The organism is Mitsuaria sp. RG (assembly GCF_028369275.1).
Classification (GTDB): domain Bacteria; phylum Pseudomonadota; class Gammaproteobacteria; order Pseudomonadales; family Pseudomonadaceae; genus Aquipseudomonas; species Aquipseudomonas peradeniyensis.
Genome location: NZ_JAQMYQ010000002.1, coordinates 121,116 through 135,913, shown reverse-complemented (window position 1 = coordinate 135,913; position 14,798 = coordinate 121,116). Strand labels below are relative to the sequence as shown.

At 65.9% G+C, this 14,798-nt stretch carries 13 protein-coding genes; 7 read left to right on the top strand and 6 right to left on the bottom strand.

All coding sequences use genetic code 11. The annotated features are described in order from the left end of the window. Positions 1–1,722, bottom strand: coding sequence for a tetratricopeptide repeat protein (locus POF53_RS02005; protein WP_498966130.1), 1,722 nt, complete (start codon positions 1,720–1,722; stop codon positions 1–3). Positions 1,723–2,785: 1,063 nt separating this feature from the next. On the opposite strand from POF53_RS02005, the gene hemA reads away from it, so the two are divergent. Genes hemA through murI form a run of 5 tightly spaced genes read left to right on the top strand, consistent with a single transcriptional unit; the run spans position 2,786 to position 7,512 of the window. After that, entirely contained in the window at positions 2,786–4,063 is a 1,278-nt protein-coding gene (hemA, locus tag POF53_RS02000) for a glutamyl-tRNA reductase (protein ID WP_203647995.1), read from the top strand. Continuing rightward, positions 4,060–5,142 carry a peptide chain release factor 1 gene (prfA, locus tag POF53_RS01995; RefSeq protein ID WP_203647994.1) on the top strand — a complete coding sequence of 361 codons (1,083 nt, stop codon included), beginning with the start codon at positions 4,060–4,062 and terminating at the stop codon, positions 5,140–5,142. The genes hemA and prfA overlap by 4 nt, the downstream gene beginning before the upstream one ends. Then, a complete protein-coding gene (gene prmC / locus POF53_RS01990; RefSeq protein WP_498966127.1) occupies positions 5,143–5,973 on the top strand; it encodes a peptide chain release factor N(5)-glutamine methyltransferase in 831 nt (276 codons plus the stop codon). Then, positions 5,970–6,722: a molybdopterin-synthase adenylyltransferase MoeB gene (locus tag POF53_RS01985; RefSeq protein WP_498966219.1), complete on the top strand. Its 753-nt coding sequence runs from the start codon at positions 5,970–5,972 to the stop codon at positions 6,720–6,722. Before prmC ends, POF53_RS01985 begins: the two co-directional genes overlap by 4 nt. Beyond that, positions 6,715–7,512: a glutamate racemase gene (gene murI / locus POF53_RS01980; RefSeq protein ID WP_203647991.1), complete on the top strand. Its 798-nt coding sequence runs from the start codon at positions 6,715–6,717 to the stop codon at positions 7,510–7,512. The genes POF53_RS01985 and murI overlap by 8 nt, the downstream gene beginning before the upstream one ends. 9 nt (positions 7,513–7,521) lie before the next feature. Here the strand turns inward: murI and POF53_RS01975 are convergent, their stop codons facing one another. From POF53_RS01975 to POF53_RS01955, 5 genes are all read right to left on the bottom strand, one after another. Next, positions 7,522–8,202 (bottom strand): SDR family NAD(P)-dependent oxidoreductase, encoded by a 681-nt coding sequence (locus POF53_RS01975; protein ID WP_232854727.1) that lies wholly within the window; start codon positions 8,200–8,202, stop codon positions 7,522–7,524. Between the two features lie 3 nt (positions 8,203–8,205). Then, positions 8,206–9,642 carry a deoxyribodipyrimidine photo-lyase gene (gene phrB / locus POF53_RS01970; protein WP_232854726.1) on the bottom strand — a complete coding sequence of 479 codons (1,437 nt, stop codon included), beginning with the start codon at positions 9,640–9,642 and terminating at the stop codon, positions 8,206–8,208. Between the two features lie 11 nt (positions 9,643–9,653). Continuing rightward, on the bottom strand, positions 9,654–10,529 hold the full coding sequence (locus tag POF53_RS01965) for a MerR family transcriptional regulator (RefSeq protein WP_232854725.1): 876 nt from the start codon (positions 10,527–10,529) through the stop codon (positions 9,654–9,656). Beyond that, positions 10,519–11,487, bottom strand: coding sequence for a DUF523 and DUF1722 domain-containing protein (locus POF53_RS01960; RefSeq protein ID WP_232854724.1), 969 nt, complete (start codon positions 11,485–11,487; stop codon positions 10,519–10,521). Before POF53_RS01960 ends, POF53_RS01965 begins: the two co-directional genes overlap by 11 nt. 107 nt (positions 11,488–11,594) lie before the next feature. Further along, a complete protein-coding gene (locus POF53_RS01955; protein WP_232854723.1) occupies positions 11,595–12,581 on the bottom strand; it encodes an NAD(P)/FAD-dependent oxidoreductase in 987 nt (328 codons plus the stop codon). Positions 12,582–12,767: 186 nt separating this feature from the next. Between POF53_RS01955 and POF53_RS01950 the strand changes: the two genes are divergently transcribed. Both POF53_RS01950 and hemH read left to right on the top strand, forming a co-directional pair. Further along, positions 12,768–13,673 carry a TIGR01777 family oxidoreductase gene (locus POF53_RS01950; RefSeq protein WP_203647988.1) on the top strand — a complete coding sequence of 302 codons (906 nt, stop codon included), beginning with the start codon at positions 12,768–12,770 and terminating at the stop codon, positions 13,671–13,673. A 13-nt stretch (positions 13,674–13,686) separates the two neighbouring features. Next, positions 13,687–14,700 carry a ferrochelatase gene (gene hemH / locus POF53_RS01945; protein WP_203647987.1) on the top strand — a complete coding sequence of 338 codons (1,014 nt, stop codon included), beginning with the start codon at positions 13,687–13,689 and terminating at the stop codon, positions 14,698–14,700. Positions 14,701–14,798: the final 98 nt, after the last annotated feature.

Here is a 14,798-nt window from a genome sequence, read left to right as displayed (position 1 = left end):
TTACAGGCTCTCGGATCCGGTCAGGCGCAGCAGGGTCTTGCGCAGGATGGGGCTGTCGGCCTGGGCTTCGAAGCCCTTGGCCCAGACTTGGCGGGCTTCGCGGCGCTTGCCGTTGGCCCAGAGGACTTCGCCCAGGTGGGCGGCGACTTCATGGTCGGGGAAGCGTTCGAAGGCCAGGCGCAGCTGGCGCTCGGCTTCCTCGAGGTTGCCCATGCGATAGGCCACCCAGCCCAGGCTGTCGAGCACCGCCGGGTCGTCCGGAGTGAGCTGGTGGGCCTTGTCGATCAACGTCTTGGCTTCGCTGTAGCGGGTGGTGCGGTCGGCCAGGGTGTAGCCCAGGGCGTTGAGGGCCATGGCGTTTTCCGGCTCGCGGGCAAGGATCGCGCGCAGGTCTTTCTCCATCTGCGCCAGGTCGTTGCGCTTCTCGGCGAGCATGGCGCGGGTATAGAGCAGGTTGAGGTCGTCCGGGTAGCGCTTGATCGCCTGCGCCAACACTAGACCGGCCTGGGCCTCCTTGCCGTTGTTGCCCAGGCTTTCGGCTTCGATCAGGTACAGCTGGATGGCGTAGTCCGGCTGCGCCTCGCGGGCTTCGGCGAGTATCCGCGAGGCTTCGGCGCTGCGGCCGTTGGCGATGAGGATATCGGCCTGGCGCAGTTGCGCCGGCAGGTAGTCCGGGCCGGGGCCGACCAGGGCGTATTCGCGCAGGGCGGCGGCCGGCTGGCTGCGCTCCTCGCGGATGCGGCCCAGGTTGAGGTGGGCGGCGTCGACGTTGGCGTCACGCTCGACCAGCTCCTGCAGGTAGCCTTCGGCTTCGTCCCAGTGTTTGGTTTCCAGGCACACCAGGGCCAGCGAGTAGCGGATCTCGTCGTCTTCGGGGTATTGCTGCAGCAGGCTTTCGAACTCGGCCTTGGCGTCGTCGATGCGGTCCTGCTCGACCAGGGTGCGGGCGTAGGTCAGGCGCAGGCGCTTGTCCTCGGGGTTGTCGCGGATCGCCCCACGCAGCAGTGGCAGGGCCTCCGGGCCACGGTCCATGGCTTGCAGCAGACGGGCGCGCAGCAGCACCGGGGCGATTTCGCCGTTCTTCGGCGGATGGGCCTCGAGCAGGTCGAGGGCCTGTTGCGGCTTGTCGTCCTGGTTCAGCAGCAGGGCCTTGCCGAACACCAGCTGGCCGTTGTCGGGGTATTTCACCAGCAGGCGGTCGAAGCTCTGCATCAGGCCGTCACGGGTGCTCTGGTCGGTCTCGGCGGCCGCCAGGGCGAGGAAATCGAAGTGGGTGTCGCCCTGGCCCTGCAGCACCTTTTCCATATAGGTCATGGAGTCGTCGTAGCGTCCGGCGCGGGCCAGCTGGATGGCCGCGGCGCGCTGGGCGTCGAGGTTCTGTGGGTCGTTGCGTGCCCAGATCAGCGCGGTGTCCAGGGCAGGCTCGTCGGCGCCGAGGTATTCGGCGATGCGATAGGCGCGCTCGGAGACGGCCGGATCCTGGGTCTTTTCGGCCTGGTCGACGTAGTTGGCCAGGGCGATGTCGAAGCGGTTGCGCTGGCCGGCCAGCTCAGCCACCAGCAGGCTGTACAGGGTCTCCTGCTTGAACGATCCGTACACCACGGGCTTTTCCGCGCTCTTGCCGGCGTCGACGGCGGGCGACTGGGCGTCCGTCTTCGGGGCCAGGCTCTGGCAGCCTTGAAGCAGGGCGAGGGCAAGCAGCAATGCGTAGGATTTGTTCATAGAGGCTTATTAAAGAGGCTAAACCGGCGGTCGGAGCATGATGACACAAGCGTGAGGGCAAACCCACCTGCGAAGGTCGTGGTGTGAAGCGGTGCTTCGGAGTATAGGGACAATGAGCCGGGGCGGTGGTTCGCAACCACTCACGGCATCCTGCCCTTGCCCTTGCCCTTGCCCTTGCCCTTGCCCTTGCCGTTGCCGTTGTTTTTGCTTTTGCTTCTAAGCGCGCGGTAGTTCAGGCAACACCAATTGCGACTTCAGGAGGCCGAACGCAGGTCTTGCGGAGGGAGGTGACGGGCATGGATGCCCGTCAAGCGCTGCGCCCCAGGATGGGGCGTTCAGCGCGGTCCTCCCGGGAGCAAGACCGGAGTGAGGGGACCCCGGAGCGAAGCGTAGGGGCCGGATGAACGGAGCGGGGCGGTTTTGCCTACTTTTGCCAAGACAAAAGTAGGCCGCCGTAAGGGCGGAAAGGTGACTATGCGTCGCCATCGCCAATGAATGAGCGTATAACTTTCAAAACCCACGCTCTGAAAGTCAAAGTCAAAGTCAAAATCGGTCGGCGCGGGTTTCTACAAGTGCAAGCGCATTCATTTACGATGTCGACGCATAGTCACCTTTTCGCCCTTACGGCGAGTCACTTTTTGTCAAACGCGACAAAAAGTAACCAAAAAACGCTGCGCTCCATTCATCCGGCCCTCCGCTGCGCTCCGGGTCCCCTCACTCCGGCCTTGCTCCCGGGAGGACCGCGCTGCAGGGCCCATCCTGGGCCCCAGCGCTTGACGGGCATCCATGCCCGTCACCTCCCTTCGCAAGACCTGCGTTCGGCCTCCTGAAGTCGCGAAGGTACGGGCGGCGCCTGGGCTGGCGCAGCTGTCGCTAGCTGGGTATGGCGCTAGACTCTCGATCGGCAACGGCAACGGCAACGGCAACGGCAACGGCAACGGCAGGGAAGGGTGATGGTGCGGGGCGATAGGCACGCACCATCGCCACAATAGCGAACGGTGGTTGTTCTAAAACCTGCGAAGTAGGACAATTATCGGCTTCACGTCCCAACCAGCGACCTTGCATGGCCTTTCTTGCACTTGGTATCAACCATAAGACTGCCTCGGTAGACGTACGCGAGCGCGTGGCGTTTACGCCCGAGCAGCTGGTCGATGCCCTGCAGCAGCTCTGCCGACTGACCGCCAGCCGCGAGGCGGCGATCCTGTCCACCTGCAACCGCAGCGAGCTTTATATAGAGCAGGACCACCTTGCCGCCGACGCCGTGCTGCAATGGCTGGCCGACTACCACCAGCTGAGCCTCGACGAACTGCGCGCCAGCGCCTATGTCCACGAGGAACACGACGCGGTCCGGCACATGATGCGCGTGGCCTCCGGCCTCGACTCGCTGGTGCTCGGCGAGCCGCAGATCCTCGGCCAGATGAAGTCAGCTTATGCCGTGGCCCGTGAGGCCGGCACCGTCGGGCCGCTGCTCGGGCGCCTGTTCCAGGCCACCTTCAGCGCCGCCAAGCAGGTGCGCACCGACACCGCCATCGGCGAGAACCCGGTGTCGGTGGCGTTCGCCGCGGTCAGCCTGGCCAGGCAGATCTTCTCCGACCTGGGCCGCAGCCAGGCGCTGCTGATCGGTGCCGGCGAGACCATCACCCTGGTCGCCCGCCACCTGCACGAGCAGGGCGTGCGCCGCATCGTCGTGGCCAACCGCACCCTCGAGCGTGCCAGCATCCTCGCCGAGCAGTTCGGCGCCCATGCCGTGCTGCTCTCGGACATCCCGCAGGAACTGGCCAACAGCGACATCGTCATCAGCTCCACCGCCAGCCAACTGCCGATCCTCGGCAAGGGCGCGGTGGAGAGCGCGCTGAAGCAGCGCCGGCACAAGCCGATCTTCATGGTCGACATCGCCGTGCCGCGTGACATCGAGCCGCAGGTGGGCGAGCTGGACGACGTTTACCTCTATACCGTCGACGACCTGCATGACGTGGTCGCGGAAAACCTCAAGAGCCGCCAGGGCGCGGCCCAGGCCGCCGAAGAGCTGGTCTCGGCCGGCGCCGACGACTTCATGGTGCGCCTGCGCGAACTGGCGGCGGTGGATGTGCTCAAGGCCTACCGCCAGCAGAGCGAGCGCCTGCGCGACGAAGAACTGCAAAAGGCCCTGCGCCTGCTCGGCAACGGCGGCAACCCCGAGGATGTGCTCATGCAGCTGGCCCGGGGCCTGACCAACAAACTCTTGCACGCGCCCAGCGTGCAGCTGAAAAAGCTCTCCGCCGAAGGCCGCCTCGATGCGCTGGCCATGGCCCAGGAACTCTTCGCCCTCCACGAGGGCTCGACGGACAAATCCCCGCAATGAAAGCGTCGCTGCTGAACAAACTGGACACGCTCCAGGATCGCTTCGAGGAACTCACCGCGCTGCTTGGTGACGCCGAAGTCATTTCCGACCAGACGCGCTTTCGCGCCTACTCCCGCGAGTACGCCGAAGTCGAGCCGGTGATCGGCGCCTATAAAGACTGGCGCAAGGTCCAGGACGATCTCGAGGGCGCCCAGGCGCTGCTCAAGGATGCCGACCCCGACCTGCGCGAGATGGCCGTGGAGGAGGTGCGCGAGGCCAAGGAGCAGTTGGTGGGCCTGGAGTCGCAGCTGCAGCGCATGCTGTTGCCCAAGGATCCCAACGACGGGCGCAACGTGTTCCTGGAAATCCGCGCCGGCACCGGCGGTGACGAGGCGGCGATCTTCTCCGGCGACCTGTTCCGCATGTACTCGCGCTACGCCGAGAAACGCGGCTGGCGCCTGGAGATCCTCTCCGAGAACGAAGGCGAGCACGGCGGCTACAAGGAAATCATCGCCCGGGTCGAAGGCGACAGCGTGTACGGCAAGCTGAAGTTCGAGTCCGGCGCGCACCGTGTGCAGCGGGTCCCGGAAACCGAATCGCAAGGCCGTATCCACACCTCGGCCTGCACCGTGGCGGTATTGCCCGAGCCCGACGAGCAGGTGGCGATCGAGATCAACCCGGCCGACCTGCGCGTGGACACCTACCGCGCCTCCGGCGCCGGCGGCCAGCACGTCAACAAGACCGACTCGGCGATCCGCATCACCCACTTGCCCACCGGCATCGTGGTCGAGTGCCAGGAAGAGCGCTCGCAGCACAAGAACCGTGCCCGCGCCATGTCCTGGCTGTCGGCCAAGCTCAACGACATGCAGACCAGCGCCGCGCAGAACGCCATCGCCAGCGAGCGCAAACTGCTGGTGGGTTCAGGCGATCGCTCCGAGCGCATCCGCACCTACAACTATCCACAGGGCCGGGTCACCGACCACCGTATCAACCTCACCCTCTACTCCCTCGACGATATCCTCGCCGGCGGTGTAGACGCGGTGATCGAGCCGTTGCTGGCCGAATACCAGGCCGATCAGCTGGCCGCCCTGGGGGATTGAATGACCATCATCGCCAGCCTGCTGCGCAACGCGCAGTTGCCGGACTCGCCGACCGAACGGCTGGACGCCGAGCTGCTCCTGGCCGCGGCCCTGGGCAAGTCGCGCAGCTTCCTGCACACCTGGCCCGAGCGCATCGTCAGCAGCGAGGCGGCGCAGGTGTTCGCCAGCTACCTCGAACGGCGTCGCGCCGGTGAGCCGGTGGCCTATATCCTCGGCCAACAGGGGTTCTGGAAGCTGGACCTGGAAGTTGCGCCACACACGCTGATTCCGCGTCCGGACACCGAGCTGCTGGTGGAAACCGCCCTTGAGCTCGTGCCACCCATGCCTGCCCGAGTACTCGATCTGGGCACCGGCACCGGGGCTATCGCCCTGGCCCTGGCCAGTGAGCGTCCGGGGTGGCAGGTCACGGCGGTGGACCGTATCGACGAGGCCGTGGCCTTGGCCGAGCGCAACCGCCAGCGCCTGGGCCTGGGCAATGTCCAGGTGCGCGCCAGCCATTGGTTCGACGCTCTCTCGGGTGACCAATTTGACCTGATCCTCAGCAACCCGCCCTATATTCGCGCCGCTGATCCGCACCTGGTGGCCGGTGACGTGCGCTTCGAACCCAGCAGTGCCCTGGTGGCCGGCGAAGACGGGCTGGACGACCTGCGGGTGATCGTCGCCCAGGCCCCGGCGCACCTGCTGCCCGGAGGTTGGCTGCTGCTCGAGCACGGCTATGACCAGGCGCCCGCCGTACGTGACCTGCTGGCGGCGGCCGGCTTCATCGACGTCGTCAGCTGCGTCGACCTGGGCGGCCACGAACGCATCAGCCTGGGGCGCCTGCCATGCTGAGCGACCAGGAGCTGTTGCGCTACAGCCGGCAGATCCTCCTGTCGCAGGTGGATATCGACGGCCAGTTGCGTCTGAAACACGGCAAGGCCCTGGTGATAGGCCTGGGCGGGCTGGGCTCGCCGGTGGCGCTGTACCTCGCCGCAGCGGGTGTCGGTGAGCTGCACCTGGCCGATTTCGACACCGTCGACCTGACCAACCTGCAACGCCAGGTGATCCACGACAGCGACAGCGTCGGCATGAGCAAGGTCGATTCAGCCATCAAGCGTCTGCGGGCGATCAACCCGGAAATCAGCCTGGTCGCCCATCGCCGGGCGCTGGACGAGGATTCGCTGGCCGCCGCGGTGGCGGCGGTCGATGTAGTGCTCGACTGCTCCGACAACTTCGGCACCCGCGAGGCGGTCAATGCCGCCTGTGTGGCTGCGGGCAAGCCGTTGGTCAGCGGCGCGGCGATCCGCCTCGAGGGCCAGTTGTCGGTGTTCGACACCCGCCGCGATACCAGCCCCTGCTACCACTGCCTGTATGGCCATGGCAGCGAGGCCGAGCTGACCTGCAGCGAGGCCGGTGTGATCGGTCCGCTGGTGGGGCTGGTCGGCAGCCTGCAGGCACTGGAAGCGCTGAAGTTGCTGGTCGGTTTCGGCGAGCCGCTGGTCGGCCGCCTGCTGCTGATCGACGCCCTGAGTACCCGCATGCGCGAGCTGCGGGTCAAGCGCGACCCCGCCTGCGCGGTGTGCGCGACTCGCCATGGCTGAGCGCTCGGCGCCGGTGGGCGTGATGGATTCCGGGGTCGGCGGGTTGTCGGTGCTGGCCGAGATCCAGCGCCTGCTGCCCAACGAGTCGCTGCTCTACCTGGCCGACAGTGGCCACGTGCCCTATGGCGAGAAGTCCCCGGACTACATTCGCCAGCGTCTGCGGCTGATCGCCAGGTTCTACCATGAGCAGGGCGCCAAGGCCTTGGTCCTGGCCTGTAACACGGCCACGGTGGCGGCGGTGGCCGACCTGCGCGAGCTCTATCCGGACTGGCCGCTGGTGGGCATGGAGCCTGCGGTCAAGCCGGCGGCCGCGGCAACCCGCTCCGGCGTGGTCGGTGTGCTGGCCACCACCGGTACCCTGCAGAGCGCCAAGTTCGCTGCCTTGCTTGACCGCTTCGCCAACGATGTGCGGGTGATTACTCAGCCGTGCCCTGGGCTGGTGGAGCGTATCGAGGCAGGGGATCTGGTCAGCGAGCAACTGCGCCAGTTGCTGTCGGGCTATGTAAAACCTTTGCTGGCGGCCGGTTGCGACACCCTGATCCTGGGCTGCACCCACTACCCGTTCCTGCGCCCCATGCTGGCCGAGATGGTGCCGGCGGATGTGGCGATCATCGACACCGGCGCTGCCGTGGCGCGCCAACTGCAACGCCTGCTGGACGCTCGCGGGCTGCTCAGTGACGGACCGGCGCGGGCGACGGCGTTCTGGAGCAGCGGCGAGCCGGACAACTTGCAGAATGTCCTGCCGCTATTGTGGAACCAGTCCGGCAGCGTGCAGCGCTTCCTGCCATGAAACGCAGGTTCAACTGCTTTTCGGCAGCGGCCACAGTTCGCCTGGGTTGAGCACCTCCAGTACCAGCTCGGGTTGGCGCTCATCCAGGCCCGCCAGCAACTCCTGCGCTGCGCTTTGCGCCGTCCAGGGCTCCGGAATGGCCTGTACCGAGGTCACCGGGGTCTTCAGCGACTGAGGCGCCACCACGGTCAGGTCGATGCCTAGTGTGCTCAGGGTGTTGCGTTGTTCGCTCAGCCATGTCGGCAGGCTGTTGCCGCCATTGAGCGGCTGGTTCGGTTCGAACAGCTGCAATGCCGAGTAGCGACTGAGAATGGCCATGACCTGCGGCCTCTGGCCCTTGGCCAACAACGGCAGCGCGGCGTTCAGGCACTGGTGCGTGGCCTGCAGGTTGCTGCTGACGATCTGCTCGAACAGGTCTGCATGCGCCATATTGTCCGGCAGATAGTCGCAGCTCCCGGCATTTACCAGCAGACAATCCAGCGCGCCCCAAGTGGCCTTAAGCCGCTGACCGGCATCCTGCAAGGGGCCGAAAAGCCGCAGCAAGCGTGTGCCGTGACGCTCCCCCAAGGTGTCGAGTTCCTGGCTATCCCTGCCACTGGCGGCCACCGTGTGCCCTTGTGCGAGCAACTGTTCCACCAAGGCCAGGCCGAGTCCGTGGCTGGCTCCTGTAATCCAGAAACGACGTGTCATGCTCTATGCCCCCTGATCCTGCCAGCTGGTCAAGCTTTTGAAGGCTTCCAATGCGCGTTGGCGACTACTATCGAGATCGACTATCGGGCCCGAGTAATTATTAGTAGCAAATAGGTCGGCGGATTTCACGGGGTAGTGAATTGATTTATCGTCCTTTCCTTCCAGTTCAGGCAACCACCGGCGGATGAACAATCCGTTCGGATCGAAGCGCTGCGACTGTGTGATGGGGTTGAAGATCCGAAAATAGGGCACGGCGTCGGTGCCGGTCGAGGCGCTCCATTGCCAGCCACCGTTGTTGGCGGCCAGATCACCGTCTATCAGGTGACGCATGAAATGCCGTTCGCCGTGCCGCCAGTCGATCAGCAGGTTCTTGCTGAGGAACATGGCGACGATCATGCGCAGGCGGTTGTGCATCCAGCCGGTGTGCAGCAACTGGCGCATGGCGGCATCGATGATGGGGAAGCCGGTGCGGCCGTCCTTCCAGGCCTGCAGGTCGGCGGGCGCGTCGCGCCAGGGCAGTGCTTCTGTATGCAGGCGGAAGGCGCGGTGCCGGGAGACCCGGGGGTAGCCCACCAGTGTGTGCTTGTAGAACTCGCGCCACAGCAGTTCGTTGACCCAGGTCTGCACGCCGACGCTGCCACTGTCGAACTCGCCCCGGTTGCTGGCCAGTGCCGCGTGCAGGCACTGGCGCGGCGAGACCACGCCAGCGGCGAGGTAGGGGGACAACTGGCTGGTGCCGGCCCTGGCAGGCAGGTCGCGCAGTTGTGCGTAGTCATCGATGGTTTCGTCGACGAAGCGCTGTAACCGCCGCCTGCCTTCATCCTCGCCTGCCGGCCAATGCTGGCGTAGGGCTTCGCCAGGGGGCTCGAAGCCTTCGATCTGCAGGGGGATGGCGTCGCTGCGGATCCCGAGGGCTTGCTGGCGTTTCACCGAATGGGCAAGGGGGGGCAGGCTGCGGTGCAGGTGCTCCAGGCAGACCCGCTTGAACTGGCCGAACACCTGGAAGTACTGGCCGGTGCGGGTCAGCACGCTGCCGGGCCTGAACAGCAGCTGGTCGAGGTGGCCGGTGGCGGTGATTCCGGCTTGCTGCAATGCGTCATGGGTTGCCTGGTCCCGCCGGGCCTCGTTGATGCCGTATTCGTCGTTCCAGTGCACGGCCTCGATGCCGTGCTGGCGACAGACCTCGAGCACGCACTCCGGGACACCCGCCCAGCTGTCTGTCGTGCGAACCAGCAACGGAATGTTCAGCGCCGCCAGCGACTGTTGCAGCAATCGCAGGTTGCGCAGCCAGAAATCGACCTTGCACGGCGCATCGTCGTGGGCCTGCCACTGGCCGGGGCTGGCGATCCAGAGGGCCACGGTCGGGCCACGCTGGCAGGCGGCCGCGAGGGCGGTATTGTCATCGATGCGCAGGTCGCTGCGCAGCCAGATCAATTGCATGGGTTGCAGGCTCAAGGTCGAGGTTGTTGAAGGCAGCGCAAGGCGGTAAGCGGGCTGTCGAACAAGTGCAGGTCAGGCAGCGACAGTGCATGCAGTTCCGTCTCATGCAGGCTGACGGTGCTACCACCCAGCAGTTTCAGTGTGTTGACGTCCTTCAATGCGCGGCCCAGCGCGGCGAGGTCGGGGCGACGGCCGAGGTGCAGCAGCAGCGCTCGTGGTTGCAGGTGCTCCACGGCCAGGCGCAGTTGACGGGGCTCGACCGACCACTCGAGGATCTCCAGTGGGTAGCCGTTGCTGCTCAGCAGCCAGGCGCAAAGCCAGAACTCGGCATCGAAGGGGGAATCATCGGAGCGGGCGAGCAGCACGCAGGGGCCGCCAAGCGAGTGGCTGTCGTGATAAACCCGCGCCCCCAGCTTGCTGCGCAGCCAGCCCTGAAGGAACACCTGTTCCAGTCGCGCGTCGAAATGCGTTTGCCAGCGTTGTTCGAGGGCTTCGAGCAGCGGCAGCAGCAGGCGTTCGCACACGGTTACGGCGGGGTAGAGGGCCATGACCTGGTTGATCAACTGGTCCAGCGGACGCTGGGCAAGGCGGGCGATGGCCGCGATCAACTGCTCGATCCGTGCGCCCCATTCGCCCTGGATCGGCGCCGTGGCGTGCGCGGCATTGTCCAGCAGCTCGCGCACCTGGCTCACCGCGGCGCCACGCTCCAGCCAGCGCAGCACGGCCTGGACCCGCTGCACCTGGTCCTGTGGATAAAGGCGATGGCCCTTGGGCGTGCGCTGTGGCTTGATCAGGCCGTACCGGCGCTCCCAGGCGCGCAGGGTGACCGGATTGACGCCGGTCAGGCGGGCCACTTCGCCGATGGGCAGCAATGGGTCAGATGGCATTGCGCAGTCCGAGGTCTTCCGGATGGGGTTGCAGGTAGGCCTGTTGCAGCAGATAAGGATCGGGATGGTGGCGCAGGTGGTGCTTGAGCAGGGTCAAGGGTACGACCAGGGGCACCACGCCTTGCTGGTATTGGCCGATGACCTGCTGCAGCTCGGCCTTGTCCGCCTGGCCCAGGTCGTTGCGCAGGTAGCCGCTCAGGTGCTGCAGTACGTTGCCATGGGTGCCGCGACTGGCGCAGCGGCGCAGTGCCTGCATCAACTGGCTGAAGTAGCGCGGGCCGAGCTGCGCCGGGTCGTCGTCGCGGCTCATGTTGCCGAGCAGGCGGCCAAGGCTGCGGTACGCCTGGGGATTGTGCGCCATCAGCAGGTACTTGTAGCGGGCATGGAAGCGGATCAGCGCACCGCGGCTCAGGCCCTGGCGCAGCAGTTGCCGCCAGTCGGCGTAGGCGTAGACGCGGGTAATGAAGTTTTCCCGCAGCACCGGGTCGTGCAGGCGGCCTTCCTCCTCGACCGGCAGGTCCGGGCGCCGCTCGCAGAATGCCGCGGCGTAGGCGCCCCGGCCACCCTGGCGGGCCGGGCGGCCGTCTTCCTGGTAGACCTTGACCCGTTCAAGGCCGCAGGACGGTGACTTCTGCATGAAGATGTAGCCACAGATATCGTCGAGTTCGTCGGCCATTTGTTCGCCGTAGGCACGCAGCGGGCCGGCAAAATCAGTGGCGCTGTTGCGCGTGCCGGTGACGGCGGGGTGGTCCGGGTCCCCCACCAGGCGGATGGGTTCACGGGGCGTGCCCAGGCCGATGGCGACCTCGGGGCACAGCGGTACCCAGTCGAAATGCTTTTCGAGCAGTTCCAGACAGAGGCTGGAAGCTTTGTGGCCGGCGTTGTAGCGCACGTTGAGGCCGGTCAGGCAGGCGCTGATGGCCAGGCGTGGCTTGCCGCTGGGCGGTGAAGCGTTCATCGCGGTCTCCGGAATGACTTGTACAGGCTGCACGGTTTGTACAAGTCTATTCCAGCACAGATAAAAACTTATACAAGTAGAATTTTTTGTATAAGTTTTTCCGTCGATTATTCCAGATGCTCCAGCAGCCGTCGGGCGGCTTCCTGGCCACTGAGCCAGGCCCCTTCGACCCGGCCGGACAGGCACCAGTCGCCACAGGCGTACAGGCCCAGGTCGGCATCGGCCAGCGTGCCCCATTCATGATTGACTGCAGGACGGGCGTACAGCCAGCGGTGGGCCAGGGCGAAGGTCGGCGCGGGGACTATGCAGCCGACCAGCTCGGCAAACTCACCCCACAGCTGCTCGATCACTTGCTCCTTGGGCAGGTCGATATGCTGCTTGCTCCAGCTGGAGGTGGCATGCAGCACCCAGGTGTCGAGATGCTCGTCGCGGCCTGGTTTGCTCCGATTGCGGGCCAGCCAGTCGAGCGGATTGTCCTGCACGAAGCAGCCCTGCATGGGGGTGTCGAGCGGTGTCTGGAAGCCCAGGGCGATGGCCCAGGTCGGTTCCATCTGCACCCCGGCGGCGACCGCCGCGAGTTTGGGGGCGGCCGTCAACAGCGCGGTGGCCTGAGGCGCCGGCACGGCGATCACCACCTGGCTGAACGGTCCGTGGCTGCAGCCCTCGGTGTCCTGCAGGTGCCAGTACTGTTTGCCGCGAAACACCTCGGCGATGCGGCAGCCGAAGTTCACCGTGACATCCTTGAGCAGGCCGCGGGTGATGGCGCTCATGCGTGGTACGCCGACCCAGCGGATCTGTTCATCAGGGGAGGGGGTCAGTTCACCATCGCGGTAGTTGTACAGCTGCGGCTTCCACTGCTGCGCCCAGCCGTTCGCCACCCAGTGCTGGACCTGCTCGACGAAGCGCCGGTCGCGGGCGGTGAAGTACTGGGCACCGAGGTCCAGGGCGCCGGCGTCGCTGCGCTTGCTGGCCATGCGGCCACCGCTGCCGTGGCCCTTGTCGAACAGGTGGACGGTCTGCCCGGCTTTCTGCAGGGCCTGGGCGGCGGACAGGCCGGCGATTCCGGCACCGATGATGGCAATAGGTACTGTCATGATGGCCTCTTCGAACCTAGCTATACGCAGCCTACGCTGCCAGGCAAACCTGTACAATGCACAATGTTTGTATAAGGTTATTCCGCTCGATAGGCAGGTTGGCCTATGTTTATCCGAGAGCGTTCGGTCAAAAAAGTGCCTTGATCTTAAAAATAGACCACGGCCGCCAAGTGCGAGGACACAACCATGCATATATTGCTGACCGGCGGTACCGGTTTGATTGGCCAACACCTGTGCCAGTTGTGGCGCCAGCAAGGGCATCGCCTGACGGTCTGGAGCCGGCGCCCCGAACAGGTGGCGAAAATCTGCGGCAGCGGCGTTCGCGGTGTGGCCCGGCTGGAAGACATTGCCGATGACGACGACGTGGATGCGGTGGTCAACCTGGCCGGCGCACCGATCGCCGACCGGCCCTGGACCGCGGCGCGACGCAACCTGCTCTGGGCCAGCCGGGTGACCCTCACCGAGCAGTTGCTGGCCTGGCTGGAGCGCCGCGAGCGCCGCCCGCAGGTGTTGATTTCCGGCTCGGCGGTGGGTTGGTACGGCGATGGCGGCGAGCGAGAACTCACCGAGGCTTCGCCGCCGGTGAAGGAGGACTTCGCCAGCCAGTTGTGCATCGCCTGGGAGGAAACCGCCCAGCGCGCCCAGGTCCTGGGGATCCGCGTGGTGCTGGTGCGCACTGGCCTGGTGCTGGCTGCCGATGGCGGCTTTTTGTCGCGCCTGCGCCTGCCGTACAAGCTGGGCCTGGGCGGGCCGTTGGGCGATGGTCGGCAGTGGATGCCCTGGGTGCATATCGACGACCAAATCGGCCTGATTGATTTTCTCTTGCAGCACAACGAAGCCAGCGGTCCCTATAATGCCTGCGCGCCGGAGCCGGTGCGCAACCGCGAGTTCGCCAAGCGCCTGGGCCGCATCCTGCATCGTCCGGCGTTCATGCCGATGCCGGCGCTGTTGCTCAAGGCCGGGCTCGGCGAGTTGTCGACGCTGCTGCTCGGTGGCCAGCGCGCGCGCCCGGTGCGCCTGCTGGCGGCGGGCTACACGTTCCGTTTCAACGATCTGCAATCGGCCCTGGACAACCTGTCCAGCCGCCTCTGACATAGGACGCTGCATGACCGATCACGCCCTGCTGCTGGTCAACCTGGGTTCGCCGGCCTCCACCTCGGTGGCCGACGTGCGCCGTTACCTCAACCAGTTCCTCATGGACCCGTACGTGATCGATCTGCCCTGGCCGGTGCGGCGGTTGCTGGTGTCGCTGATCCTGATCAAGCGCCCCGAACAGTCGGCCCATGCCTACGCCTCGATCTGGTGGGACGAGGGCTCGCCGCTGGTGGTGCTGACCCGCCGTCTGCAGCAGGCGATGACCGCCCATTGGCCCCATGGGCCGGTGGAGATCGCCATGCGCTACGGACAACCGGCGCTGCCGGAGGTCCTGGAGCGCCTGGCCGCGCAAGGTGTGCGCAAGGTAACGCTGGCGCCGCTTTATCCACAATTCGCCGACAGCACCGTGACCACGGTCGTGGAGTTGGCGAAGCAGACCATTGCCGAGCGCAAGCTGCCCTTGCAGACTCGCATTCTGCAGCCGTTCTACGACCACCCTGAGTACATCGATGCCCTGGTGGCCAGCGCCCGCCCGTACCTGGAACAGGATTACGATCACCTGCTGCTGAGCTTCCATGGTTTGCCCGAGCGGCACCTGAAAAAGCTCGACCCCACCGGCAACCACGACTTCCAGGCCGCCGACTGTTGCAAGGACGCCAGCGCCGAGATGCGTGCGGTGTGCTATCGCGGCCAGTGCCTGGCCACGGCCAGGGCATTCGCCGAGAAGATGGGCATCCCGGACGGCAAGTGGTCGGTGTCGTTCCAGTCGCGCCTGGGCCGGGCCAAGTGGATCGAGCCCTACACCGAGACGCGCCTGGACGAGCTGGGCAAGGCGGGGGTGAAGAAGCTGCTGGTGATGTGCCCGGCGTTCGTCGCCGATTGCATCGAGACGCTGGAGGAGATCGGCGATCGGGGCAAGGAGCAGTTCATCGAGGCGGGCGGGAAGGAGCTGGTGCTGGTGCCGTGCCTGAATGATCACCCGGAGTGGGTGAGGGTGTTGGCGGGGATGTGCGAGAAGGCTTGAGGCCTGGGTTGACCAGGCCGGCCTCTTCGCGGGTAAACCCGCTCCCACAGGTTCGGTGAGAGTCCTGTGGGAGCGGGTTTACCCGCGAAGAGGCCAGG